Origin of the sequence: Hymenobacter metallilatus, assembly GCF_003944705.1 — a bacterium.
GTDB classification, from domain to species: domain Bacteria; phylum Bacteroidota; class Bacteroidia; order Cytophagales; family Hymenobacteraceae; genus Hymenobacter; species Hymenobacter metallilatus.
This window is the reverse complement of sequence record NZ_RWIS01000002.1, coordinates 288,658-312,840: the sequence shown is the minus strand read 5'-3', so window position 1 is coordinate 312,840 and position 24,183 is coordinate 288,658. Positions and strand designations below refer to the sequence as shown.

At 59.8% G+C, this 24,183-nt stretch carries 21 protein-coding genes; 15 read left to right on the top strand and 6 right to left on the bottom strand.

The window, feature by feature from the left end; translation table 11 throughout:
• Positions 1–13: 13 nt before the first annotated feature.
• The 12 genes from EI290_RS04720 (at position 14) to EI290_RS04665 (ending at position 13,080) form a co-directional block, all read left to right on the top strand.
• Positions 14–583 (top strand): hypothetical protein, encoded by a 570-nt coding sequence (locus EI290_RS04720; RefSeq protein WP_125427261.1) that lies wholly within the window; start codon positions 14–16, stop codon positions 581–583.
• A gap of 108 nt (positions 584–691) precedes the next feature.
• Positions 692–1,708 (top strand): MBL fold metallo-hydrolase, encoded by a 1,017-nt coding sequence (locus tag EI290_RS04715; protein ID WP_125427259.1) that lies wholly within the window; start codon positions 692–694, stop codon positions 1,706–1,708.
• Between the two features lie 352 nt (positions 1,709–2,060).
• A complete protein-coding gene (locus EI290_RS04710) occupies positions 2,061–3,074 on the top strand; it encodes an ABC transporter transmembrane domain-containing protein (RefSeq protein WP_185816846.1) in 1,014 nt (337 codons plus the stop codon).
• On the top strand, positions 3,067–4,443 hold the full coding sequence (locus EI290_RS04705) for an HlyD family secretion protein (protein ID WP_125427257.1): 1,377 nt from the start codon (positions 3,067–3,069) through the stop codon (positions 4,441–4,443). Before EI290_RS04710 ends, EI290_RS04705 begins: the two co-directional genes overlap by 8 nt.
• Positions 4,444–4,451: 8 nt before the next feature.
• Positions 4,452–6,014, top strand: a complete 1,563-nt coding sequence (locus EI290_RS04700) for a TolC family protein (protein WP_125427255.1) — start codon at positions 4,452–4,454, stop codon at positions 6,012–6,014.
• Positions 6,015–6,153: 139 nt separating this feature from the next.
• Positions 6,154–7,635: a sodium:solute symporter gene (locus EI290_RS04695; protein ID WP_185816845.1), complete on the top strand. Its 1,482-nt coding sequence runs from the start codon at positions 6,154–6,156 to the stop codon at positions 7,633–7,635.
• Between the two features lie 156 nt (positions 7,636–7,791).
• Complete coding sequence (locus tag EI290_RS04690) at positions 7,792–8,271, top strand: energy transducer TonB (RefSeq protein ID WP_125427253.1); 480 nt, start codon at positions 7,792–7,794, stop codon at positions 8,269–8,271.
• Between the two features lie 106 nt (positions 8,272–8,377).
• Positions 8,378–10,204, top strand: coding sequence for an ABC transporter ATP-binding protein (locus EI290_RS04685; protein WP_125427251.1), 1,827 nt, complete (start codon positions 8,378–8,380; stop codon positions 10,202–10,204).
• Positions 10,205–10,368: 164 nt separating this feature from the next.
• Entirely contained in the window at positions 10,369–10,980 is a 612-nt protein-coding gene (locus EI290_RS04680; protein WP_125427249.1) for a hypothetical protein, read from the top strand.
• Positions 10,981–10,987: 7 nt separating this feature from the next.
• Positions 10,988–11,542 (top strand): hypothetical protein, encoded by a 555-nt coding sequence (locus EI290_RS04675; RefSeq protein ID WP_125427247.1) that lies wholly within the window; start codon positions 10,988–10,990, stop codon positions 11,540–11,542.
• Complete coding sequence (locus EI290_RS04670; protein WP_125427245.1) at positions 11,542–12,075, top strand: hypothetical protein; 534 nt, start codon at positions 11,542–11,544, stop codon at positions 12,073–12,075. Before EI290_RS04675 ends, EI290_RS04670 begins: the two co-directional genes overlap by 1 nt.
• A 111-nt stretch (positions 12,076–12,186) precedes the next feature.
• Positions 12,187–13,080 carry a DUF2911 domain-containing protein gene (locus EI290_RS04665; RefSeq protein WP_125427243.1) on the top strand — a complete coding sequence of 298 codons (894 nt, stop codon included), beginning with the start codon at positions 12,187–12,189 and terminating at the stop codon, positions 13,078–13,080.
• A 157-nt stretch (positions 13,081–13,237) separates the two neighbouring features.
• Here EI290_RS04665 and EI290_RS04660 read toward each other — a convergent pair whose 3' ends face one another.
• The 5 genes from EI290_RS04660 to EI290_RS04640 all read right to left on the bottom strand — a co-directional run bounded on the left by EI290_RS04660 (position 13,238) and on the right by EI290_RS04640 (position 19,280).
• Positions 13,238–14,923, bottom strand: coding sequence for a sodium:solute symporter (locus tag EI290_RS04660; protein WP_125427241.1), 1,686 nt, complete (start codon positions 14,921–14,923; stop codon positions 13,238–13,240).
• Complete coding sequence (locus EI290_RS22360; protein WP_185816857.1) at positions 14,920–15,060, bottom strand: hypothetical protein; 141 nt, start codon at positions 15,058–15,060, stop codon at positions 14,920–14,922. Before EI290_RS22360 ends, EI290_RS04660 begins: the two co-directional genes overlap by 4 nt.
• Positions 15,061–15,266: 206 nt before the next feature.
• Complete coding sequence (locus tag EI290_RS04650; RefSeq protein WP_125427237.1) at positions 15,267–15,587, bottom strand: phosphatase PAP2 family protein; 321 nt, start codon at positions 15,585–15,587, stop codon at positions 15,267–15,269.
• Positions 15,588–15,724: 137 nt separating this feature from the next.
• Positions 15,725–18,319 carry a PIG-L family deacetylase gene (locus tag EI290_RS04645; RefSeq protein ID WP_125427235.1) on the bottom strand — a complete coding sequence of 865 codons (2,595 nt, stop codon included), beginning with the start codon at positions 18,317–18,319 and terminating at the stop codon, positions 15,725–15,727.
• Between the two features lie 166 nt (positions 18,320–18,485).
• The gene (locus tag EI290_RS04640; protein ID WP_125427233.1) at positions 18,486–19,280 is read right to left on the bottom strand and encodes a hypothetical protein; all 795 of its coding nucleotides are present in this window, start codon (positions 19,278–19,280) and stop codon (positions 18,486–18,488) included.
• 232 nt (positions 19,281–19,512) lie between these two features.
• Between EI290_RS04640 and EI290_RS04635 the strand changes: the two genes are divergently transcribed.
• Positions 19,513–21,159 (top strand): S8 family peptidase, encoded by a 1,647-nt coding sequence (locus EI290_RS04635; RefSeq protein ID WP_125427231.1) that lies wholly within the window; start codon positions 19,513–19,515, stop codon positions 21,157–21,159.
• A gap of 156 nt (positions 21,160–21,315) precedes the next feature.
• A complete protein-coding gene (locus EI290_RS04630) occupies positions 21,316–22,281 on the top strand; it encodes a YitT family protein (RefSeq protein WP_125427229.1) in 966 nt (321 codons plus the stop codon).
• A 9-nt stretch (positions 22,282–22,290) separates the two neighbouring features.
• Here EI290_RS04630 and EI290_RS04625 read toward each other — a convergent pair whose 3' ends face one another.
• Entirely contained in the window at positions 22,291–23,004 is a 714-nt protein-coding gene (locus tag EI290_RS04625) for a DUF3667 domain-containing protein (protein ID WP_185816844.1), read from the bottom strand.
• 139 nt (positions 23,005–23,143) lie between these two features.
• Between EI290_RS04625 and EI290_RS04620 the strand changes: the two genes are divergently transcribed.
• Positions 23,144–23,971, top strand: a complete 828-nt coding sequence (locus tag EI290_RS04620; protein WP_125427225.1) for an MOSC domain-containing protein — start codon at positions 23,144–23,146, stop codon at positions 23,969–23,971.
• Positions 23,972–24,183 lie beyond the last annotated feature (212 nt).

Here is a 24,183-nt window from a genome sequence, read left to right as displayed (position 1 = left end):
CAGTACCTTCCTTATGCTTTCACGCTTGTCTATTGTAGCTGCCCTGGCGCTGCTGGCCGCTGCCGCCCAGGCCCAAACCGCTCCTGCCGGGGTGGCCCGCCTGGGGCTCCGGCCGCAGTACAGCCTAAACGCCGGAGCCCTGGTTGCCGGCCGTTACGGCTCGGCTACCTACCTGATGCCAATGGTTTCGGTGCCGGTTACGCAACGCTTCTCGGTGTTTGGCGGAGTTACCTATCTGCGCACGGTAGCGGGGCCGGCAACTGCTCCCTTCGGCGAAAACCGCCTTGCCTTTCCGGCGGCTACCAACCGTTTCCTGCTGCACGGGGGCGGGCAATATGCCTTATCGCCCCGGGTGATGCTCACTGGCTCAGCCTGGAAAGACCTAACGCCAACGGCCGGCCCGGCAGTGAGTCCATACGCCGGTTTTGGTGGCAATATGGGCACCGGAGTACATCTGCGGGCCGATTACCACATTACCGAGAACTTTTCGGTATCGGGTGGGGTGCGGGTAAGCAACGGCGCCACGGCGTACCCAGGGAGCTACTCGCCCCTGTTTGGGCCCGGCGTACCCGGTGGGTATTGAGTTTTTGCTGATGCAAGAGAATAAGACGGGCAATCGGAAGGCACTTCGGATTGCCCGTTTGTTTTGGCTGTTTCTTTAGGCCGGTTTTTTCCGGCCCTCCCTCTTCCTATGGCTTCTGCCCCGCGTTTCGTCCATAATCCGCAACTGCCCATTATTAAGCCCAACTACCCCGGCAACAAGATGATCGGGCGTGAGTACTGCAACGGCGAAGAGCTGTATGAGCCGAGCTTTGGTACCGTACTCAAATGGCAGCTAAGCAAGAATCCGCAGAAGGAGGAGAAAAAAGCTGATACCTGGGTGCCTGAGGTAGTAGACTGCACGGAGTTTCTGCGGAGCCCGGACGAGGGCCTGGTGTGGCTGGGCCACGCTTCCTTTTTGCTGCGAGTAGCCGGCAAGCTTCTCATCTTTGATCCGGTGCTGGTTTCCTCGCTGGGCCTGCGTCGTCGCCACGCCCTGCCATGCCCGGTGGAGCAGCTTACTGGCCTCGATTACCTCTTACTCAGCCACGGCCACCGCGACCATCTGGACGAGAAATCGGTGCGGCTGCTGGCGCGGCAGAATCCGGGGCTGCGGGCGTTTGGCCCCTTAGGCATGGCAAGCTTGGCCGGGCGCATGGTGCCGGGGCTACCGGTGCAGGAAGCAGGCTGGTGGCAGCAGTTTGACCTGGGGCCAGCCGCCCCCTTCGAGCTGTTTTACCTGCCCGCCTCCCACTGGCACCGCCGGGGGCTGTTTGATCTGAACACGGTGTTGTGGGGCTCCTTTCTGCTGCGCCTGCCCGATGGCCGCACTATTTACTTCGCCGGCGACACGGCCATGGCCGGCCACTTCGAGGAAATAGAGCGGCAGTTTGGCCCCCTCGATATTGTACTGATGCCTATTGGAGCGTACAAGCCGCCCTACATGATGCAGTTGAGCCACGTGAACCCACACGAGGCAGCCAAAGCCGTGAACCTGCTGCGCGCCGGCCACATCGTACCCATGCACTACGGCACCTTTGACCTCAGCGACGAGCCAGCCTCCGAGCCCCTCCGGGAGCTGCAGCTGGTAGCCAACGGCGGTATGTTGCGCGGCGAGCTGCACGCTCCGACCGTGGGAGAAGTAGTGCGCTGGCAGGATTGGGAATAACCCAGCGGCTTATTTTTTCAGGGTAAGCAGCTTGTTACCGTTGAGCTTCCACAGTGCGTTGTAGGTAGCGTTATAAACTGTGAATTATCAACTTACTGTCCCTGATACGTGACATTAAATTAATTTAATGCTATTTTAACCACAATTAAATCCAAAGCCGATAACCTGAGCTATACTTTTGTGGTTGGAAAGTGATGTATGCCTTAGCGCAGGTGGATGATAAGCGGAGCTACTTTCTGGCTTTCCCAATGTTTCTGCTCCACTGCTCTCTGGCTGGACCAATTGCCTCCGGAGCCATTTGGACCCGGCGTGCAGTTTGTCTGCAAGTGCTTTAGTTATTCGTTTGCCCCACATGGCCTCAAAAACCCTCAATCTACCGCCTCCCACCCCGTGGCAGCGCCTCACCCGTATGCTCGATACGGAACGACGCTCCATCCGCTACATCTTTTACTACGCCATCGTCACGGGTCTGATTAGCCTTACGTTGCCGCTGGGCACCCAGGCGGTGTTTAACCTGGTGTCGACGGGTGCAGTTTTCAGCTCCACCTATATTCTGATTGGGGTAGTGGTGCTGGGGGTACTGCTGGGTGGCCTGCTGCTGGTAGGACAGCTTACCCTGGTTGAGGCCATTGAGCAGCGGCTGTTTGCCAAAGCAGCAATTGAGTTTGCGTACCGGTTACCGCGCATTCAGCCTAAGGCGCTGGAGGGTGAAAACCCACCGGAGCTGGTAAACCGCTTCTTCGATATCCTGACGGTGCAGAAGGGCCTTACCAAGCTCCTGATTGACCTGATGTTTGCCGGCTTTCAGATTCTGTTTGCCGTCATTGTGCTGTCCTTTTACCACCCCATTTTCATTGGTTTCGGGCTGGCTACCCTGCTTATTCTGGGGTTGATTTATGTGCTGAACTACCGCCGCGCCCTGCGTACCAGCCTGGAGGAATCATCGTATAAGTACAAAACCGTGGACTGGCTGGAAAAGGTGGCCGGCAACCTGCCCCAGTTCCGGCATAACGCCCCGGAGCAACAACTGGCCCTGGAGTACACGGATGAGCTCACGGCCGATTACCTGCGGGCCCGTAATGGTCACTTCCGGGTGCTCAAATCATACTTTGGCTGGGCCATCACCCTGCGCACCGTGCTTACGGCAGGCCTGCTGATTGCCGGTACGCTGTTTGTCGTGTCCCGGCAGATGACCTTAGGGCAGTTTGTGGCCGCCGAGGTACTGATTGTACAGATCAGCGGCTCCATTGAGAAGCTTATGACTGGTGTAAGCACCATTTTTGACATGCTGACCGGCGTAGAAAAGCTGGCCGTTGTCACGGACCTGCCGATAGAAGAGCATACAACTGATGCGCCCCATGCTTAACCTATCCAACCACGCCATTGATAACACCGTGTGGGACGAGGAGCTGAAACTCTCCCACCAGGAGCTGCTGGACCCCAAAGGCGGCCGCCGGCTGGGCCGCGTGCTGCTGGCAGTGGCTCTGGTGTTTGTGGTTATACTGTTTCTGCCCTGGCGCCAGACCATTCAGGGCACGGGCACCCTTACTACCCTGCGGCCCCAGGACCGCCCCCAGACCGTGCAGAACCAGATTGCCGGCCGCATCGAGCACTGGAACGTGCGCGAAGGGCAGCTGGTGAAGCGCGGGGACACTATCCTTACCATTTCTGAAATCAAGGATGAGTACTTCGACCCCAACCTGCCGGCCCGCCTCAACGAGCAGCTAGCCGCCAAACGGGGCAACGTAGCCGCCAATGCCGCCAAAATTCAGGCCACCGACCAGCAGCTCCAGGCCCTGCGTACCACCCTGGAAGTGCAGCTGTCTTCAGCCCGTAATAAGATAGAGCAGGCCACCAATTACCTCAACATCGACCAGGCCGAGCTGGCGGCCGCCACCAACTTCTACCAGATTGCCCAGTCCCGGCTGGCCCGCTACGAGGAAGGCTACAAGAATGGGTTGTTTTCGCTCACTGATATTGAAACGCGCCGCCTGAAGCTGCAGGAGGATCTGGCGAAGGTTACGGCGGCCCGCAACAAGGTAGCCAGCAGCCGCCAGGCCTTAGCCAACGCCCGGATTGAGCTGAGTAACCTGCGTGCCAAGTACGAGCAGGATGTGGCTAAAACCCTCTCCGACCGTAGCTCCGCCGTATCGAGCCGGGCTTCCTCGGAGGGCGAGGTAGCCTCTTTGCGCAATAAAATTGCCAACGTGGATGTGCGCCGGGCCCTGTACGTGGTGCGGGCTCCCCAAAGCGGGTACGTGGTGCGCACGCTCAAAGCCGGCATCGGCGAAACCATTAAGGAAGGTGAATCCATTGCCACCCTGCAGCCCGACGCCCCGGTGCTGGCCGCCGAGCTGTACGTGCGCGCCATGGATGTCCCCCTGATTCAGCGCGGCCGCCAGGTACGGCTGCAGTTTGATGGCTGGCCGGCCATTCAGTTTTCGGGCTGGCCCTCGGTAGCGGTGGGCACGTTTGGCGGCACCGTAACGGTGATTGACGTGGTGAGCAGCACCAATGGCAAGTACCGGCTGCTGGTACGCCCCGACCGTCACCACGAGCGGGACCACCCCTGGCCGGCGCAGCTGCGCCTGGGCTCGGGTGTGTACGGCTGGGTTATTCTGGATTCGGTACCGGTGTGGTACGAAATCTGGCGGCAGCTCAACGGTTTCCCGCCCAGCCTGCAAGCGCCCACCGCCGAAGCTCCCATCAAAGAAACCGCTACGAAGGACAAGTAACAGTGCCCATGTCGTTCCCGCGTGTATTCCGGCGCCTGACCGCCGCCTTCCTTCCTCGCTCACTGGCCGCCCGCCCAGCCCTGCTGGTGCTGGGTGGCTTGTTGGGCAGCGCCCCCCTACAGGCCCAGGACCCTCGCCTGCCTACCCAGAAGCCCGGGCTGGAGGCGGCCCCGCTGCAAACCCGCCAGCTGGCACCAGACCGACTGCCCACGGATACGGCCCGCGTATTCTCGTTGCAGGACCTAGCCGACCTGGTATTTACCACCCACCCGGTGGTAAAGCAGGCAGCCCTGCTCAGCGACGACGCCCGCGCCCAGGTGCAGCAGGCCCGGGGCGGCTTCGACCCCAAGCTGGGCTCGGGGTTTGACCGCAAGATTTTTGGCGGCACCGATTATTATAATAACTGGGCCAATGAGCTGAAAGTACCCGTATGGCCCGGCGGCATCGATTTGAAGGTGGGCTACGACCGGATGGTGGGCACCTACGTCAACCCCGAATACCGCACCCCGCTCCGGGGGCTGGCAGTAGCGGGCCTCTCGGTGCCCCTGGGGCAGGGCCTGCTCATTGATGAGCGCCGCAGCACCCTGCGCCAGGCCCGTATACTGGTGGACGCCGCCGAGGCCGAACGGGTGAAGCAGATCAACGAGGTGTGGCTGCAGGCAGCTCAGGATTACTGGAACTGGTACTATACCTACCAGCAGATGCTGCTGATTCAGGAAGGCATTGAGCTGGCCGAAACCCGGTTCCGGGGTACCAGCCGCCGGGCCCAGCTCGGTGACCAAGCCCCCGTCGATTCAGTAGAAGCCCAGATTACGGTGCAGGACCGGCAGGTGCAGTACGAGCAACTGCGGGTAGAGCTGCAGAACGCCCGCCTGCTGCTCTCCAACCACCTCTGGAACAAGGACGGCCAGCCGGTGGAGCTGCCGGCGTATGCCGTTCCCCAAACGCCTCCCCTGACGCCCCTCGATTCGGCCAGCTTTGAGCAATTGCTGGATTTCGCCACCAACCGCCACCCCACCCTGCTCAAGCTGGATGCCAAAATCCGGCAGCTGGGCGTGGAAGAACGATACCGGCGCGAGCTGCTCAAGCCTACCATCAACGTGAGCGGCTACCTGCTCAGCCGCGGCGACTTTTACCGCCCCGAGGTACCGGCGTATTACGACTTCGGCCGGGACAATTACAAAGTGGGCGTAGACTTTGCCTTTCCGCTGTTTCTGCGCAAAGAGCGGGGCAAGCTCTGGCAAACCCGCCTGAAGGTGCAGGACGCCAACCTGGAGCAGCAAAACAGCCGCCGCGTGATTACCAACCAGGTGGGAGCCAAGTACAACACGCTCAAGGCCTACGAGCGCCAGCTGGCGGTACAGGCCCAGGCCATTGCCAACCAGCGGGTGCTGCTGGCAGCCGAGCTACAGAAGTTCGAGCTGGGCGAAAGCACCATCTTCCTCGTGAATGCCCGCGAAACCAAGCTTATTGACCTGCGCCTGAAACAGGAAAGTATGCGGGCCAGCTACGAGAAGGCCTTGGCAGAACTTTACTACTACGCCGGTACCCGCACCCTCCGCCCGGAGTAGTTGATTGGGCTATTAGCTTTTGGCTATTAGCTGTTAGCTTTGACGTTCTGTTGCAATGTTCAATGCATGGCAAGAGGGGTTCACCCTTCTCCGTCCGAAAAGCTAACAGCCAACAGCTAACACCCAATAGCTCAAAAAAATGTCCCCCACCCTCGTTTTGAGCCTGATTGCGGGCTATTTCGTCGTCCTCATCATCATTGCTTACCTCACTTCCCGCAAGGCCACCAGTGAGTCGTTTTTTATAGCCAACCGCAATGCGCCCTGGTACATGGTGGCCTTTGCCATGATTGGCACTTCACTGTCGGGGGTCACGTTCATTTCCATCCCCGGCATGGTGGCCTCCCAGAGCTGGAGTTACATGGCCGTGGTGCTGGGCTACATTGTGGGCTACCTGGTAATTGGCACCGTACTCATGCCGCTGTATTACCGCCTGCGGCTGGTGAGCATCTACACCTACCTGGAGCAGCGGTTTGGGTTCTGGAGCTACAAGACGGGGGCGCTGTTTTTCCTGATTTCCCGGGCCGTGGGCGCGGCATTCCGGCTGTTTCTGGTGGCGGGCGTGCTGCAGTTTGCCGTGTTTGATGGGCTGGGCGTGCCGTTTGCCGTGACGGTGACGGTCAGCATTTTCCTGATTTACCTCTACACCTTCCGGGGCGGGCTCAAAACCATCCTCTGGACCGATACTTTCCAGACCATGGCCATGCTCGTGTGCGTGGGCGTGAGCATTTACCTGATGGCCGATGAGCTGAACCTAGGCTTTGCCGGGCTGGTGAAAACGGTGAAGGAAAGCACCATGTCGCAGATTTACTTCTCCGACCCCAAGGACGACAAGTTCTTCTGGAAGCAGTTTGCCTCGGGGGCCTTCATCACCATCGTTATGACGGGCCTCGACCAGGATATGATGCAGAAAAACCTGAGCTGCCGCAGCCTGCCCGACGCCCAGAAAAACATGTTCTGGTTTACGCTGGCCATTGTGGTGGTGAATGTGTTCTTCCTCTCGCTGGGCGTGCTGCTCTACCAGTTTGCCGCCGCCAAGGGCATTCAGCTGCCTCTGAACCCGGCCACCGGCAAGGTTATCGGCGACAATGTGTTTCCGCTGCTGGCCACCAACCATTTCTCGCTGTTTGCCGGCATCGTATTCATCCTGGGCATCATTGCCGTGACTTACGCCTCCGCCGACTCGGCCCTCACGGCCCTGACCACCTCGTTTTGCGTGGACATGCTCGATATCAAGCAGTACGACGAAGCCAAACAGAAGCAGTTGCGTCAGGCCACGCACTTCGGCTTCTCCATCGTGCTCATCATCATCATTCTGATTTTCCGGGCCATTAACGACCAGAGCGTGATTACCTCCGTGTTTAAGGCGGCGGGCTACACCTACGGGCCGCTGCTGGGGCTGTTTTCGTTCGGCATCTTCACCAGCCGCGGCCTCACCGATAAGCTGGTGCTGCCCGTGTGCGTGGTGGCCCCGCTGCTTACGTGGTTTATCAACGCCAACTCCAAAGCCTGGTGGGGCTATGAGTTCGGCTTCGAGATTCTGATGCTTAACGGCCTGATTACCTTCCTGGGTTTGCTGGCAATTTCGCGCCCCCGCAACCTGGAATTGAACCCCGTGGCCTAGGCGTTGTTAAGGGAGGCGTACCTTTGTGTAGTAGTGAGTAGTTAGTAGTGAGTATTCAGTGTAGGCTGATAAGTGCCAGGATATCTACAACCTGCACTGAACTTACTACTCACTACCAACCACTTAGCACTTGACACTCCCAACCTTGCCTACCCTATGAAACATGCTTTCTTCATCTTTGTGCTGCTAACTTTGTTGGCCCAGGCGGCCCAGGCCCAGCAAACACCGGCTCCCAAGCAACCCATTACGTTGCAGCCGGGCCGTATGCAAGCCCAGGCCCGGCCCGCTCCTAACCGCCCCGATGTGCCTCCCCAGTTTCCGGGGGGAGTACAAGCCTTGAGCACGTTTTTTCAGCAAAACTTAAAGTATCCGGAGGCGGCCAGCGTCAAGCAAATCAGCGGCAACGTGGTGATGACCTTTACGGTAGAAGCCGACGGCCACCTCACCAACCCCTCGGTGGTGCAGCCCCTCAGCCCTGAGTGCGACACGGAGGCGCTGCGGGTGCTGGGCCAGATGCCGGCCTGGAAACCGGCTACCCGTCAGGGTCAGCCCATTGCCACCCAGGTGCGCCTGCCCATCCCCTTCGGTAACTCCGAGGGCCTGAAGGTGGAGCAGGGGAAGAATAAATTTGAATAAAGGAGCTGGGAGCTAGGAGGTAGAAGGCAGGAATCTGGCGACGAATTTGTCATTCAGATTTTCCTTCTGGCTCCTGGCTCCTGACTCCTAGCTCCTACTTAAACACATGGCAGCCAGAAGCGGAATGAATACCAGTGGCCAGGCAGGCAGTGATGCCCCCAAGGTCAAGCTTACCAAGGAGAGTTTTCAGCAAGGTCTGCGGATTTTCCGCTTCACGCTGCCCTACCGCACCAAGTTCATTATAGGTACGGTGCTGCTCACACTGTCCAGCGCTAGCACCATGGCCTTTCCGTGGCTGATTGGCAAACTAGCCGATGCAGCCAGCAATAACCCTGTACTATTGCCCAATGGTAGGGCGGTTTCCATCAACCAGATTGCTCTAGGCTTTGGGGTGCTGATTTTGTTGCAGGGACTGTTTTCGTTCGGGCGCATCTGGTTTTTCACGCAGGTGAGCGAGTTCACGGTGCGCGACATCCGGCAGGCGCTCTACCGCAAGTTCGTAAAGCTGCCTATTCCGTATTTTGAGAAAAACCGCGTAGGCGCCATTACTTCGCGCATCACTTCTGACGTAGGCATTATCCAGGATTCGTTTTCCCTGACGCTGGCCGAGCTGTTCCGGCAGGTGACAACGTTGCTGGCTGGCGTTGTATTCATCATGATAGTGTCGGTGAAGTTGTCGATGTTCATGCTGCTGACGTTCCCACCGATTGTGGTGCTGGCCATGGTGTTCGGCCGGAAAATCCGGGGGCTTGCCAAAACTACCCAGGACGAGCTGGCCAAGACCAACGTCATCGTAGAGGAAACCCTGCAGGGCATTAACACGGTGAAGGCCTTTACCAACGAGCAGTTTGAAACCCAGCGCTACACCTCCTCCCTAACCAATACTGTGCGGGCCGCCCTGAAAAGCAACCTCTACCGTGGCGGCTTTGTGTCGTTCGTCATTATTGGCTTATTCGGCGGTATTGTACTGGTGCTGTGGCGTGCGGCTACATTAGTGCAGGCCGGTCAGATGACCATTGGCGACCTGACCCAATTTGCATTATACACGATGTTCATTGGAGCTTCGGTGGCAGGCCTGGGTGAGTTATATGGTAAGGTGCAGAGCACACTGGGCGCTTCGGAGCGGATTCTGGAAATGCTGGACGAGCCCACCGAGCCCACCCACCAGCCCGGCGCGCAGCCCGTACAGCTACAGGGCAACATCGAGTATGAGCATGTGCAGTTCCGTTACCCCACCCGCCCCGATCTGGCTGTGCTCAACGACATCAGCTTCGGGATTCAGGCTGGCGAGAAGATTGCGCTGGTGGGCCCCTCGGGTGCGGGCAAGAGCACCATTGTGCAGCTGCTGATGCAGTTTTACGAGCTAAGCAGCGGCCAGATACTCGTAGACGGGCGGGACATTCGCCACTACGACCTGACGGAGCTGCGCCGCCACATTGGTATTGTGCCGCAGGAAACCATTCTGTTCGGGGGCAGCATCCGCGAAAATATTGCCTACGGCAAAGTTACGGCCCCCGATGAGGAGATTATTGAGGCAGCTCGGAAGGCCAATGCCTGGCAGTTCATCAGTTCCTTCCCCGAGGGGCTGGATACGCTGGTGGGTGAGCGGGGCATTAAGCTCTCGGGCGGACAGCGCCAACGCATTGCCATTGCCCGCGCCATCCTGAAGAATCCAGCCATCCTCATCCTCGACGAGGCCACCTCTTCCCTGGACTCTGAAAGCGAAAAGCTGGTACAAAGCGCCATGGACGAGCTGATGCAGAATCGCACCAGCATCATCATTGCCCACCGCCTCAGCACCATCCGCAAAGTAGACAAGATCTTGGTTATTGACGGAGGCCGCATTGTAGAGCAGGGCACTCACGACGAGCTGGCCCAGTTCGACAACGGCCTCTACGCCAACTTGCTGAAGCTGCAGTTTGAGTTGACGTAAGGCGCGGAGTTATACCACAGAACGTGTACCCCGGAACTGCGCTCCGGCCCATACCAAGCCTTCTTGATCTTCTCAAGAAACACTACACCAACGGGCCCCACTTCTATAGGGGCCCGTTTTACGTTATATTCCGCCAAACGTAGCCAGCAACCCACTACCCCACCATGCAAACCAGACTACCACGTATCGAGTTGCTGCGGCCGGAGCTGGGGCTGTGGGGCGGGCTGCTGTTGCTGCTGAGCACTTTGTTTATGTCGTCGGCTAAGTTTGCGGATGATTTACCCGTTGTGCATCTCCCGAGTTCGAACGTTACTTCTGTTTGTAATCTGGAAGCAGATAGCTATCCTGACATTAGAATAACGGAAGACGTTGCTGGCCGAATTTATATGTACGCCAAGTACCCTTCTGCCCAAAGTAGCTACGTAGAATACGTAGCCGCACAGCAAGGCATACAGCTGAACGCTGCTCAACGCCGGGAGCTACTTTCTCTACCTTACATCGGGTTACCGGTGAAGCTGCTGCCCGCTTATCTCAATATACCGGTAGCCGACCGTAAACAAGTAGTACAGGTAGGCATACCAGTCCATGAGTTGTCGGCGTACATCGAAGCGGCTAAACTCAAGGCTCCCGAATTGAACCCGTTTTATGGCCCTTTCGGGGTGAGGTGCTACTTACGCTTAGATGAAAGAATGGCAGCTTCACAAGTGAAGCAAGTGTTCAGGTTATTTGAGCAACGTGGCATACACCGGTTCTCGCTCATGACAGAAATAGAATAACCACCTAATGTCTCCCATTCACCTCCCCGCCACCCCGCCCACTTTCCCGGAGTACCAGCAGATTCATCAGGCGCAGGAGCGGCGGCGGTACCCGGAGCTAGCTAACCAGCAAAAGCCGGCTACGTCTGATCCCTGGAAGCGGAAGATGGCGCTGTGGCTGGGGTTGCTGGGCGCGGCGGTCGGTGGCTCCGTGGCGCTCAAGCCTAAAGGTTGGTTCGGCAACGTTTTATTTTTCAGCCTGTTCACCGGGTTGGGGCTGCTCTACCAGTGGTGGGAATATCGGCGGGCGTTTCGGGAGTTTCGGGCGCAGCCCCGGCCACTGAGCTTCCGGGTTTCCGAAACCGGCCTGGCTGTGCAGTGGCCCCAGGGCTGGCAGCGGCTGCCCTGGCACTCCCTCACCCGCGTGCAACAAGTAGGCGACTGGCTGTTGCTCTATCCCGGTCCCGACTTCGCCTACTACCTGGATTTACGCCGCGTGCCCGAGCCGTACACGGTAGTAGACGTGCTGGCCCTGGTTGGTTACCGCACGGAAAGCGGCCCAGCAGCTACCTTCGCCTCCTGATGAAGCCAACCCCGATTACGCTGACCGGCGTGCAGCTCACGGCCGAGGAGTTTGTGGCCGTAAACTTCCGGCTCTGGCGGACCCGGCCTCGCACCCGCCTCAACCACTGGATTCTGGGCGCGGCCGTGGGGCTGCTGGGCCTGAGTGTGGGGCTGGATATCTACCAGCACGGCCAGCTAAGCCAACCCTCCACCCTGGTTTTTCTGGTCGTAGCGGTGCTATATGCCGTATTTCGCGCGGGACTGGCGCGTTACCAGCTGCGCCGGGGCTACGCCCGCAACGCCACGCTGCAACAGCCCGTGGACTTTACCCTAACGGATACTGAACTTGTTACCCATACTGTAGGGGGACAGTTTTCTGCCAACTGGAGCCTGATCCGGCGGGCCGTGTGGGTGCAGCCGCACTGGCTCCTATTATATCCATCAGAAGCGGCCTGTTACTACCTGGATATGCGCCGCCTGCAAGCCCCCGCCACGGCCGCCGACGTGGCCGCCTTGCTGGAGCGCCTCCAGATTTCGCAACAGCACCAGTAGCTGCAGCCGAATGGGCCGCCGCCCGTCAGTAGGCCGACATTCTGCACCCGTTACCCAAACAGTTTTACCTACTTTCGCCCCGTATTCCCAACGTCCTTTTTCTCCTTACGAATGATTACTTCGACTTTTTCCAAGTTCAGTTCCCGCACGCTGAGCGCCACCCTGTTGGTCAGCGGCCTGCTGTTGAGCGCCGCCGCCGAGGCCCAGATCAGCACGCCCCAGGCCAGCCCCAAAAGCACCATTCAGCAGCGCGTGGGCCTCACCGATGTTACGCTAGTATACTCCCGCCCCAGCCTGCGCGGCCGCGTGGCTTTTGGCAATCTGGTACCGTTCAGCAAGCGGTGGCGCACCGGCGCTAACGCCACCACCAGCCTCAAGTTTTCCGACGACGTAACCATCGAGGGCAAAAAGGTGCCCGCCGGCGAGTACGGCCTCTACACCATCCCCGGCAAAACCGAGTGGATTGTGGTGCTGAACAAGAGCACCAAGATGGGCGCCGACGTGGACGCCTTCAAGGACGACGAGGACGTAGCCCGCTTCACCATCAAAACCTACAAGGTGCCCACTAAAGTGGAAACCTTCACCATGAACTTCACCGACCTCACCCCCGCCACCGCCACCGTGGACATCCAGTGGGAAATGACCGGGGCCAAGTTCAAAATCATCACTGACGTGGAGCCCAAGGTGATGGCGCAGATTGAGGAGAAAGTCATCAAAAACGCCAACCCCAGCAACGGCGACTTGGCCGCCGCTGCGGTGTACTACTTCGACAGCAACAAGGACCTGAAGCAGGCCCTTACCTGGATGCAAAAGGCCAATGAAAAGGATCCAAAATTCTGGAACCTGCTCACGGAGGCTAAAATCCGCATGAAGATGAAGGATTACAAAGGCGCCATAACGGCCGCCGAGCAGTCGAAGAAGCTGGCCCTCGACAACAAAAATGCCGACTACGTGAAGATGAACGAGGACCTGATTATGGAAGCCAAGAAGGTTGGCAAGCTGTAAGCGGAAGCTGACAGGCTAAACGTTAGTTCCCCTCCTTGGAAAGGAGGGGCTAGGGGTGGTTAATGCGTTGAACGGGTGCTAGAATTAGCTCTAATACATGTTCATGCGCAAGGTCAACCACCCCTAGCCCCTCCTTTCCAAGGAGGGGAACTAACGTTTAGCCTTTTTTAGTCTGGCGTCCCAGCAAACTTCCTCCTACCACCACGGCGCAACCGATGATGTTGAACCAGAGGTAGCCGATATCGGTGGCGAAAAACAGGGCCAGCACCACGGCCTGGGCTACTACGGCGGCCCAAAACACGGCCCGGCCGCCCACGGCTTTCAGAAAGAAGGCCACCATGAAAATGCCCAGGATGGTGCCGTAGAACAACGAGCCCAGAATATTGACAGCCTGAATCAGGTTTTCGAGGCGGGCAGCGAAGGTGGCAAACCCGATACCCAGTACACCCCAGCCTACGGCTGCCGCCCGCGAGGCTAGTACATAGTGCGTTTCGGCCTGCCCAGGGTGGCGGGGGCGGTAAAGGTCAACTACCGTGGTGGAGGCCAGGGCATTGAGGCCGGCCGCGGCCGAGCCCAGGGCCGCACTTAGCACCACGGCCACCAGCAGCCCTACCAACCCCTGGGGCAGGTAGTTGAGCACGAAAGTGAGGAACACGTAATCTGTATCCTTGGCTTCGGTGGCGGGCTTGGCTTTTTTGAGCAGCTGCTGGGCTTGTTCCCGCAGCCCCAGGTTAGCGGCCTGGGTGGCCTGCAGGTGGGTTTCGGCGGCGGCAATGGCCGCGGGGTCCTCGGCTTGCAAGGCCTGCACCAGCCGGCCGGTGGCCCGGCGGCGCACCTCAAACAGCGTGGCGTGCTCCCGCTCCAGCTCCCGCAGGGCTGGCCCGTACCGCTCGGAGTGGGCCACCTGCATGTACACCGGCCGGTTGAAGGTGAGCGGGGCCGGGTTGAACTGGTAGAACACAAACAGCAGCACACCCAGCAGCAGAATCCCGAACTGCATAGGCACTTTAAGCAGGCCGTTCATCAGCAGGCCCAGGCGGCTTTCCGTTACGTTGCGGCCGGTGAGGTAGCGCTGCACCTGGCTTTGGTCGGTGCCGAAGTACGAGAGGGCCAGGAACAGCCCGCCTGTCATGCCCGACCAGAAGTTGTACCGGTCGGTGGGGTCGAAGTGGAAGTCGATGAGGTTGAGCTTGCCCTGGTGCCCGGCCACGCGCAGGGCATCGGTAAAGCCCACTTCCTGGGGCAGATAGTGTACCAGCAGATAGCCCGCCACCAGCAGCCCCACGAAAATCACGGCCACCTGCCCCTGCTGGGTTACCATTACGGCCCGGGTGCCGCCCGACACGGTGTAGGCAATCATCAGGGTGCCCAGCAGCCACACCGTCAGCTGAATATCCCAGCCCAGAATAGCCGACAGCACCAGGGCCGGGGCGTACAGGCTCAGGCCATTGCTGAGCCCCCGCTGCACCAGAAACAGCAGGGCCGCATAGGTACGGGTGCGCCTGTCAAAACGGCCTTCTAGGTACTCGTAGGCCGTAAATACCTTGAGCCGATGGTAAATAGGCACCACAAAAATGGCAATGAGCACCATGGCCACCGGCAGCCCCAGGTAGAACTGGATAAAGCGCATACCGTCGTCGTAGGCCTGGCCGGGGGTACTCAGGAAGGTAATGGCTGAGGCCTGGGTAGCCATAATGCTGAGCCCAATGGCCCACCACGATGCCTGCCGCCCGCCCAGCAAGTAGCCGTCCAGGGACTCGCCGGCGCGGCGGGTGCGCCAAGTGCCGTAGCCCACAATGAACAGCAGCGTCCCGCCCAGAATCAGCCAGTCGAGCCCGCTCATGCAAACGCCCGGGTCAGGTACACGAACAGTCCGATTTCCAGCGCCAGCGCCCCCAGCACCAGCCAGTACCACGCCCGCCACGAGGGCAGCAGCGGGGGCTTGTCGGTTTCAACTTCGGAAGACGGACTATGCGGCACGATAGGAAAGGAATTGACGGTGGAAAGATAACGCAGGAAACCGAGCTTCCAGCAGCGCGCAGCGCCGCTTCGCGCCCGGATGGCTATAGAATGCCGCCCACCAGTAGCGCGCAGCTCCGCTTCGCGCACGAGCCGCAGGCAAGTTCCCACGCGGGCGGTGCCGTATCAGATACTCGCTCCGCTCGTGCGCGAAGCGGAGCTGCGCGCTACACGGCCTCTGGGAGCCAGCCGGTGGCCAGCTCCCAGAGGCAGGTGAGCAGCAGGCCCAGGGCGGCCCCGGCCACCACGTCGCTAAGCCAGTGAAATTCCAACACCACCCGGCCTAGGCACACCAGCCACAGCCACGGCGTCATCAATGGCGTGGTGGCCACATCATGCACCCGCATCAGCCCCGCAAAAAATGGCCGCAGCGGCGCGCCGTGCTGGTGCAGTAGCCCGGCCAGTGGCCTATCTACGGTTAGGACCAATAACAGCACCAGCGGCACTGAGGCCAGCGTAAGGAGTAGCAGACGAAGGTACAGCCACATAGAAAATAACGTAGTCTGGCTGCGGCCCGGCCAGGTAGCGCGCAGCTCTGCTTCGCGCACGAGCGAAGCGAGTATCTGGTACCGCACCGCCCGCGTGGATACTCGCCTGCGGCTCGTGCGCGAAGCGGAACTGCGCGCTACTTGCCCAACGACACCATATTCGTCAATAGCCGGTAGGCGCCGGGCACGCCGGCGGGCAGTTCCCGGAACAGGCTGAGGCCGGTGTAGATGTAGTGGCCTTTGCCGTAATCGGCTACCAGGATGGCGCTTTGTTTGGCGGTTTCGCCGGGGTCCTGGCTGCTGAGCACGGTCTGGTATTTGGGGTCCCACTGGCTGGGGTAGTAGAGGCCCTGCTCCTGCACCCAGCCTTCAAAATCCTTGCTGGTGATTTTGTTGGGGGTGTTGAGCAGGGGCTGGCTGGGGTTGAGGAAGGTGACGGGCGCGTTTTCTACCGTTACCCGGTCCGAGCTTAGGGTGAGCGGGTACGGGCCGATTTGGGGCAGCACCGTGCCGCGGTTCACCACGTACTGCACCACCAGGTTACCGCCCTGTTCCACGTACTTCAGCAGCGTGGGCTGCAGGGTTTTGAGGCGGTCCAGGGTATTGTAGGCGCGCACGCCCAGCACCACGGCGTCGAAGCGACGCAGGTTCTGGTCGGTGATGTCCTCGGGCTTGAGCAGGGTCACGGTGTAGCCGATCTGGCGCAGGGCGTCGGGCACCTCGTCGCCGGCCCCCATCAGGTAGCCGATTTCCTGGCCCTTGCGCCGCAGATCCAGCTTCACTAGCGGGGCCACGGCTTCGGGGAACAGGGTTTGGGTGGGAATGTGGGAGTAGGCTATGGTCTGGTAGCCGCGCGAGTACGCCTGCCCCTCCACGGTAGCCACGGCCCGCAGCTCCGATTTGCCTTCCGCGGCCCCGGCGCCGGGCTGCACCCGGAACTGCACGGTCTGCTCGGCGTCTTTGGCGGCCAGCTCAAACGGAATGCTGGCGGGCTCGGCCGTCCAGCCTTTGGGCAGACTCAGGGCCAGGGTACCCTTCACGCCCGCTTTACCGGCCCGCAGCGTCACGGGCACCGTTTTGGGCTGGTTATCGGCAAACACGTAGGCGTGGCCGCCTACGTTTACCATCACCGGCGGCACCACCGTCAGCGGGCGGTACTTTTCCCCTTCCACCGGGTCGGTGCTTTTGTATTGGACGGGGACGGTGTAATTGAGCGGAACTCCAGCCACTTCTACAGTAAATAGAACTTGGTTTACCGATACGTTTTCTGGGTTTCCAAGAATTTCCCACCTCTCAAGCCGATTAGCTATATGAGGATGTTCAGGCCAGCTAAAATTCTCTACCACCTCCGGCACTTTGTACATACCTATCGTTCCGGGCTCACGCAGCCAATATGGTTGGGATACATATTGGTTAGCCGGTATCGTAATGGCTGTCTTCTTTAGGAGTGACTTGCCATTAGCTAGTTCTACGTTAACTTCCTGGATGGCCATATTACCTACCGTCTGAAGTTTAGGCAGCGGCGGCTCTATGGCAGGAACTTGCAGCACCTTGAGCTTCACAGGAACTGATGAACGATTTAAGGCTTCAACAGCTATATCAAGTTTCCCATCAGGAATTGCAGCAGATTCTTGAGAAACAGCAGAAAGGCTCAACCCCAAACAAGCGTAAACCAATTCATTAACTTCCTGGCCTTTCTCGGAATCCCAGAAAGAAGCATTTAATAGTTTGTCTATTTCCGCCCGAACCTTCAGCAACCCCGCCACACTCGCACTCGGATTGGCCGGATCATACTTCCGAATTACCTCATCAATCATCTTCCCGATGGCCGCGCCGCCGGGCACCCGGTTCCAAGTCAGGTCTACGCCGTCGAACAGGTCGGTTTTGGCGGGCTCACCTTTCAGCAGTTGGAAATACTCCGGGGCCTCGCCGCGCTGGGCGCTGCTACCGAAGCCCTGGCTGCGGTGCTGGGAGCGGCTGCGGGCGGCAATTTCGCCGTAGCTCTGCCCTAGCAGCGGGTTGAAGCCGCCGGCATCCAGCTTGAAGTACTGGCTCATGTCCTCGCCGGGCTTCACGAAGAAGGAGCCGGTGTTCCAGAGCAGGCGCTTGGCCTGCCAGGGCTGCACATATTGTAGCTGCTCGGGGAAACGCTTGGGGTCGGCGGCGGCCGAGAAGGCCTCAATGGCCAGCATGGCCGAGGCCGTGTGGTGGCCGTGCCCGGCCCGGGCGTCGGGCGGGAAGCGGGTAATCAGCACGTCGGGGCGGCGTTGGCGGATTAGCCACACCATGTCGGCCAGTACCTGCTCCTTGTCCCAGATGGTGAAGGTTTCCTCGGGCGTTTTCGAGAAGCCGAGGTCGTTGGCCCGGGTGAAGAACTGCCGGCCCCCGTCGATGCGGCGGGCGGCCAGCAGCTCCTGGGTGCGGATGACGCCCAGCCCCTCGCGCAGCTCCGGGCCGATGAGGTTCTGGCCTCCGTCGCCGCGGGTGCAGCTGAGGTAGCCGGTTTCCACGAGGCGGCCATTGGCGAGGTAGGCAATCAGGCGGGTGTTTTCATCGTCGGGATGGGCGGCCACGTACAGGGCCGAGCCCAGCACGTTCAGCTTCTTGAGCCCCAGCAGAATCTCCGACGAAGACCAGGTTTTGGGAGCCTGAGCGTGGGCTTTTTCAATTAAAAATTGAGAATTAAATAGTAAAAGGGCCGATAAAGCGGCGCGGAGAAAGCGGAGGCGCATGAACGAGGCGGTTGAGGTGACCGGGCGGTAAAGATAGAGTCCCGGCCGGGAGAGTTGCAGCCGCTCCACCCGATCCGGCGGCAGCTGGCAGCTTGAGAGTCGGTTGCTACCGGCTGGCGCATCATTGTTCGGATGACCACGGTAGGCAGTGTGCTTGGTGGCAGGTTCAGTGCCGGGCGTATTTGCGGCGGTTTTCTTCGCTGAACGTGACGGGCATCGTCCACCGCATCGGAACCCAGCGGCCGTAGCGGTAGGTGGCACCCCAGTTACGGCGGGCCAGCTGGCGGGCGGCGGCCAGGGCCGCGGCGGCGTAGGGCTGGTCGGTACCTTTGCGGATGACTACCGCGCAGTGTCGGCCGGTACTGTCGGGCCGGAACTCTACGAATACGCGGTAAGCTGCCTCCGGCTGTTTCGAAATCCGGCTCCATTCCACGGTCTGGTACAGTTGCTTTTGCAACTGCTCGCTTTCCGGCACGGGGGCCGCCCGGTTGCGGTAGGTGTGCTGGCCAACAAGGCGGCCGTGCTGAAACGTCAGCAGCCAGTCCTTTTCGTACATCGACCCGTAGCCCATATGCTCGTAGTGCAGCAGCTTGCCCAAGGGCATGTCCAGCGTCCCGCTCACCCAGGTGGCGGCCACCCGGCCGCGCGCATCGGGCCGGAACCAGCGGCGCAGCGGAATTGATGCTTTGCTGGAGTTGCAGCCGGGCCGGATTTCCAGCAGAAACAGCTGGCCGTTTTCCAGCAGCCAAGTGGCGGTATAGCCGCGCCAGCAGGCCGTAGACCCGCTTTCCAGCTCCGGGGGGCGCTGCGGCAGCTTATGCAGCCAACCTTCCAGCGGGTTCGACTGTAGCTGTAAAGTATCACCCCGGTACACCAGGTAGTCGGGCTGCTGGGCGGTGGCCCGGGCGGTACGGGCTGCGCCTAACACCCCCAGAACCAGCAGCAGGCAGGTCACTTTCATCCGCAAAACTTACGCAAAAAGCCCCGCTCGTTTTTCTGTGTTTGGGTGGTGCGGGTAACTGCGTGGTGCCGTTTTCATGCAAGGCAGTTGTCTCAACCCTATAACCCACCAGCCCAGAATCAGCAGCTTTTGCATACCGGCCAGATACTGCCCGGAGAAACTACTTTCGCGCGACTTGGCCTCTTGGCCCGGTGCTTGCGTACATCGGTCGTTTCGTTTGTTTTTCTTTCGCATGGTATTTCCCTTCCCCTACCGGCTGCGGCTGCTGGGTATTTCCCTGCTGTTGCCGGTGCTGGTTTCGGCCCAGACTACGCCCCCAGCTTCCCCTTTACCAACTCCAACGGCCCCGGCCTCGCCCCAGTGGTACCTGCTCGACGCCCAGCAGGATGGGGGCGTAATGGGCATCAGCGCAAACCGGGCGTACCAGGAACTGCTCCAGGGCAAGGTATCCACGCCGGTGTTGGTGGCCGTTATTGATGCCGGCATCGACACCACCCACGCCGACCTGAAGCGCGTGCTGTGGCATAACCCCCGCGAAATAGCCGGCAACGGTGTAGACGACGATAAAAACGGCTACACCGACGACGTGTGGGGCTGGAATTTCCTGGGCGGGCCTGATGGCCGCAACGTCAACCAGGAAGCCCTGGAGGAAACCCGCCTGCTGGCCCGCCTCAAGCCGTTGTACCAGGGCAAAACCCGCGCCGCGGTACCGGCCGCCAAGCGCCCGGAGTACGACCTGTACCTGCGGGTAAGAAAGGCTTACGAGGCGAAGGTGAAGGAAAATACTGAGCAGCTGCGGCAGTTTGGCCAGGCCTACGCCGAAAACGCCCAGGGTGCCGAGGGCCTCAAGCAAACCCTGGGAGTAACCCGGCTGGATACGGCTACCCTGCGCAACCCGCCCACCCAGGACCCGGAAGTGCGCCAGATAACCCGGGGCCTCTACCAGACGCTGCTCCAGACTGGTTTTGCCTCCCTGGATGATGTGCTGGTGGAAATGAAAAAGGGCCTGCAGGAAACCCAGGACCAGCTCGACTATGGCCTGAACCTGCGCTTCAACCCCCGCACTATTGTAGGCGACCAGCCCGAAAACGTAAAGCAGCGCAACTACGGCAACCGCGACGTTGCCGGCCCCGACCCCATGCACGGCACCCACGTGGCGGGCATTATCGGGGCCGACCGGGACAACGGCGCGGGCATTCTGGGCCTGGCACCCAACATACAGATCATGTCGGTGCGGGCCGTGCCGGATGGGGATGAGCGGGATAAGGACGTGGCCAATGCCATCCGCTACGCCGTAGATAATGGCGCCCAGATCATCAATATGAGCTTCGGCAAGTACTACTCGCCCCAGCGCCCGGCCGTGGAGGAAGCCATCCGCTACGCCAACACCAAAGGCGTACTGCTCATTCACTCGGCCGGCAACGAAAACAACAACCTCGACAACGCAGCCCAATACCCCGCGCCCACCTTCCAGAACGGCCAGCCCGTACCGAATATGATAACGGTGGGTGCCTCGGCCCGCACCAACGACGAAACTCTGGCCGCCGACTTCTCCAACTACGGCAAGCTGCGGGTGGATGTGTTTGCGCCCGGCAACCAGATTTACTCCACTCTGCCCGGCAGCCAGTACGGCAACCTCAGCGGCACCAGCATGGCCGCGCCCGTAGTTACGGGCATTGCAGCCACGCTCAAATCCTACTTCCCACAGCTGACGGCAGCTCAGCTCAAGCGCATCATTCTGGCCTCGGCTCAGCCCGTGCACACCCAGGTGCGTCAGCCTGGCACCAACAAGCTGGTTGACTTCTCTACTCTCTCGCGCACGGGCGGCATTGTGAACCTGTACCGGGCCGTACTACTGGCTCAGCAACCTACTCCCTAGCCCGTTTTTTGCTCCTCAGTACGCAACCCTACTCTGGTCAGCGGGTCGTTACCCGGCACCGACGCGGCGGCCGGGGTAGTTGAGGCACGAGAATTTTTTCCATTCAACGTTCCGGCTGCGGCAGGCGTATGCCTTGGTATTGCGTTGCTCCTGCCTATGCTCATTCCTCAACTCATGTTCCTGCGCAAGATGCGCCCGTCTGCCTCCGAACCGCCTGCCAACCGCTTCCGCCGCCCGGCCACCAGCCGCCCGCCCCGCGACCGGCACTGGTGGCGGCGGCAGATAGTGAACACGCTGCTGATGGTACTGGGCGTATTTTCAGCAGGTTTTGGGTTAGAAAGCTTTCTGCTGCCGGGTGGCTTTCTGGATGGTGGGGTAACTGGGGTGTCGCTGCTCCTGACGCGGGTATTTGGCTGGCCGCTGCCGGTGCTCATCGTGCTGCTCAATTTCCCGTTTGTACTCATGGCCTGGCGGCAGCTCGACCCCGGCGTGGCCATTCGCACGCTGCTGGGTATTCTGGGCCTGGCTTTGGTGCTGGCCGTAGTGCCTTTTCCCATCGTCACCTCCGACAAGCTGCTGATTTCTGTATTCGGTGGTTTCTTTCTGGGGGCTGGCATTGGCATGGCCATGCGGGGTGGGGGTGTGCTCGATGGTACCGAAATCATGGCCATCTACCTCAGCAAGCAGTCCAGCATGACTATTGGCGACATTGTGCTGGTATTCAACATTCTGATTTTCGGGGTGGCAGCCTACGTGTTGTCTATCGAAACGGCCCTGTACTCCATCCTGGCTTACCTGGCTGCGGCCAAAACCATCGACTTTGTTATTGATGGCCTGGAGGAGTATACCGGCGTCACCATTGTATCCGTCCGCTCCGATGCTATCCGGCGCATGATTACCGAGAAGCTGGGCCGTGGCGCCACCGTGTACAGCGGCAAAGGTGGCTACGGCACCCACGGCAACCAGCCCAATCCCATTGATGTGGTATTCACCGTAATAACCCGCCTCGAACTCTCCAAGCTAAAAACCGAAGTAGAGCTTATTGACCGTCAGGCTTTTATGGTTATGCACAGCGTAAAAGACACCAAGGGTGGCATGATCAAGAAAAGGCCCCTGCACTAAGTTGCCGCATCAGCCGAATACGTACCAATTGAACGCCAGGAAGTTGATCAGGTAGTTGCATAATCCGGCCAATATGCTCACCAATACCGCCCGGCCCACGGCCGGCCCCCAGCGCCGGCCTAATCCCAGCCGCCCTATCAGGGTGAGGTACAGCAGGTAAACACTTCCTTGCAGCGCCGCCGTGCTGCTACCTGGCGTCCGACCAATTATCTGGAACACAGTGGGCAAGGCAAGCAGTAACAGTAGTTGAAAAGCGCTGCCTACCACCACTATCATCAGGAAAGCCTCGGCGTAGTTTAGCTGTGGGCGGTATACCTGCCACGCAAACAGGGCGTGTAGGGGCAGCAACAGCAGCCACCACACGTTAAAATACTTGCCAATCCCGTAAAAGTAGCTGCTCACCCGCGCCAGCTGCGCCGGCGAGGCTCCCTTTAGGGCAATGGCTTGTTGCACTCCCATTCCTACCTGCTCGTAGTAGTGCAGGTGCGTGGCCACCACCGTGCAGAGGCCTACCACCAGCAGCAAAAACTGGAACGGATTGAAGTACCGCTTGCGGCGGCCCAGCAGGTAATCCTGCACCACCCGCCCCGGATACCGCACCACCTGCCACGCATAGCCGAGGATACTCTTATCGGCATGCGTGAATACGTGCACCACCTCATGCAGCACGTGCCCAACCGTTAGCCGGTGCGGCAGCTGTTGCCCGCACTGCGGGCAATACACACCCGGCGGCAAACTGGCACCGCAGTTTATACAAAGTCCCGGGGAAGATGTGGCGGCAGACATATGCGGCGGTTGTAGAGCAGCACCCAAGTACGCCACTTTTTCCCGGCAAACTATCAGCAGCCAGTATCTTTGCGGTATGGCTGCTCCCCTCCTGCTCTCCGACCTGTACATCTACCCCGTCAAATCCCTGGGCGGCATCCGGCTCACAGAGGCCCAGATTGAGGCCCGGGGCCTGCGCCACGACCGGCGGTGGCTCCTCGTGGATGAGCACAACCGGTTCATGACGCAACGGCAAACCGCCGCTATGGCCCACCTGAAGGTAGCGCCCGCCTACAACGGCTTTCTGCTCAGCCATCAGCAACGTCCCGAGCTGCTCCCGCTCTACGTGCCGTTTACTGCCACACCCGAGAAAACCCTGTTTGTTACCATTTGGGATGATATGGTATTTGCCTGGCGGGCTAAGCCTGAGTGCGACGAGTGGCTGTCGGAGGCGCTGGGGCAGCCTTGCAAGCTGGTGTACATGTCGGATATGGTGCGGCGGGATGTAGAGCCCGAATACAACCCGGAAGGCCAGCTCGTGAGCTTTGCCGATGGCTACCCCTTCCTGCTGATCGGGCAGGAATCGTTGGCAGAGCTGAATACCCGGCTCGCCGAACCCGTGGGCATGGACCGCTTCCGCCCCAACCTGGTAGTGAGCGGCGGCGAGCCGTTTGCGGAAGATGAGTGGGAGCAGTTTCAGGTGGGCGAGGCCACATTCCGGGCCGTACGGGCCTGTGGCCGATGCGTGCTCACCACTATTAACCAGCACACCGCTCAGAAAAACACCGCCGGCGAGCCGCTGCGGACCCTGGCTACCTACCGTACTCAGGGCAGCAAAGTGATGTTTGGGCAGAATGTAACCGGACCAGGCCAGGGCATCCTGCGCCTCGGCGACGCCGTGCATATCGTCAGCCGCAAGAAGTAATCCGGCTTTAGGGTGCGCCGCCAGCAGGCTCACTTGCAGGCCAGGCACGGTCTGCTGTGGGTTAAAGCTTATGTACATAGCATTTATCACCCATAATTTTTAACAAAATGATAATTGTGTTTTGCCAAGCTCAACAGAATCATATATTTTTGCCGAATCAATCAAATCTTAAATAATACAAATTTGATTGGTGTCGGCCGCTACTCTTCCGG

Coding starts and splice junctions, on each gene's coding strand:
- EI290_RS04720 (WP_125427261.1), top strand. CDS start 14: ATGCTTTCACGCTTGTCTATTGTAGCTGCCCTGGCGCTGCTGGCCGCT.
- EI290_RS04715 (WP_125427259.1), top strand. CDS start 692: ATGGCTTCTGCCCCGCGTTTCGTCCATAATCCGCAACTGCCCATTATT.
- EI290_RS04710 (WP_185816846.1), top strand. CDS start 2,061: ATGGCCTCAAAAACCCTCAATCTACCGCCTCCCACCCCGTGGCAGCGC.
- EI290_RS04705 (WP_125427257.1), top strand. CDS start 3,067: ATGCTTAACCTATCCAACCACGCCATTGATAACACCGTGTGGGACGAG.
- EI290_RS04700 (WP_125427255.1), top strand. CDS start 4,452: ATGTCGTTCCCGCGTGTATTCCGGCGCCTGACCGCCGCCTTCCTTCCT.
- EI290_RS04695 (WP_185816845.1), top strand. CDS start 6,154: ATGTCCCCCACCCTCGTTTTGAGCCTGATTGCGGGCTATTTCGTCGTC.
- EI290_RS04690 (WP_125427253.1), top strand. CDS start 7,792: ATGAAACATGCTTTCTTCATCTTTGTGCTGCTAACTTTGTTGGCCCAG.
- EI290_RS04685 (WP_125427251.1), top strand. CDS start 8,378: ATGGCAGCCAGAAGCGGAATGAATACCAGTGGCCAGGCAGGCAGTGAT.
- EI290_RS04680 (WP_125427249.1), top strand. CDS start 10,369: ATGCAAACCAGACTACCACGTATCGAGTTGCTGCGGCCGGAGCTGGGG.
- EI290_RS04675 (WP_125427247.1), top strand. CDS start 10,988: ATGTCTCCCATTCACCTCCCCGCCACCCCGCCCACTTTCCCGGAGTAC.
- EI290_RS04670 (WP_125427245.1), top strand. CDS start 11,542: ATGAAGCCAACCCCGATTACGCTGACCGGCGTGCAGCTCACGGCCGAG.
- EI290_RS04665 (WP_125427243.1), top strand. CDS start 12,187: ATGATTACTTCGACTTTTTCCAAGTTCAGTTCCCGCACGCTGAGCGCC.
- EI290_RS04660 (WP_125427241.1), bottom strand. CDS start 14,923: ATGAGCGGGCTCGACTGGCTGATTCTGGGCGGGACGCTGCTGTTCATT.
- EI290_RS04650 (WP_125427237.1), bottom strand. CDS start 15,587: ATGTGGCTGTACCTTCGTCTGCTACTCCTTACGCTGGCCTCAGTGCCG.
- EI290_RS04645 (WP_125427235.1), bottom strand. CDS start 18,319: ATGCGCCTCCGCTTTCTCCGCGCCGCTTTATCGGCCCTTTTACTATTT.
- EI290_RS04640 (WP_125427233.1), bottom strand. CDS start 19,280: ATGAAAGTGACCTGCCTGCTGCTGGTTCTGGGGGTGTTAGGCGCAGCC.
- EI290_RS04635 (WP_125427231.1), top strand. CDS start 19,513: ATGGTATTTCCCTTCCCCTACCGGCTGCGGCTGCTGGGTATTTCCCTG.
- EI290_RS04630 (WP_125427229.1), top strand. CDS start 21,316: ATGCTCATTCCTCAACTCATGTTCCTGCGCAAGATGCGCCCGTCTGCC.
- EI290_RS04620 (WP_125427225.1), top strand. CDS start 23,144: ATGGCTGCTCCCCTCCTGCTCTCCGACCTGTACATCTACCCCGTCAAA.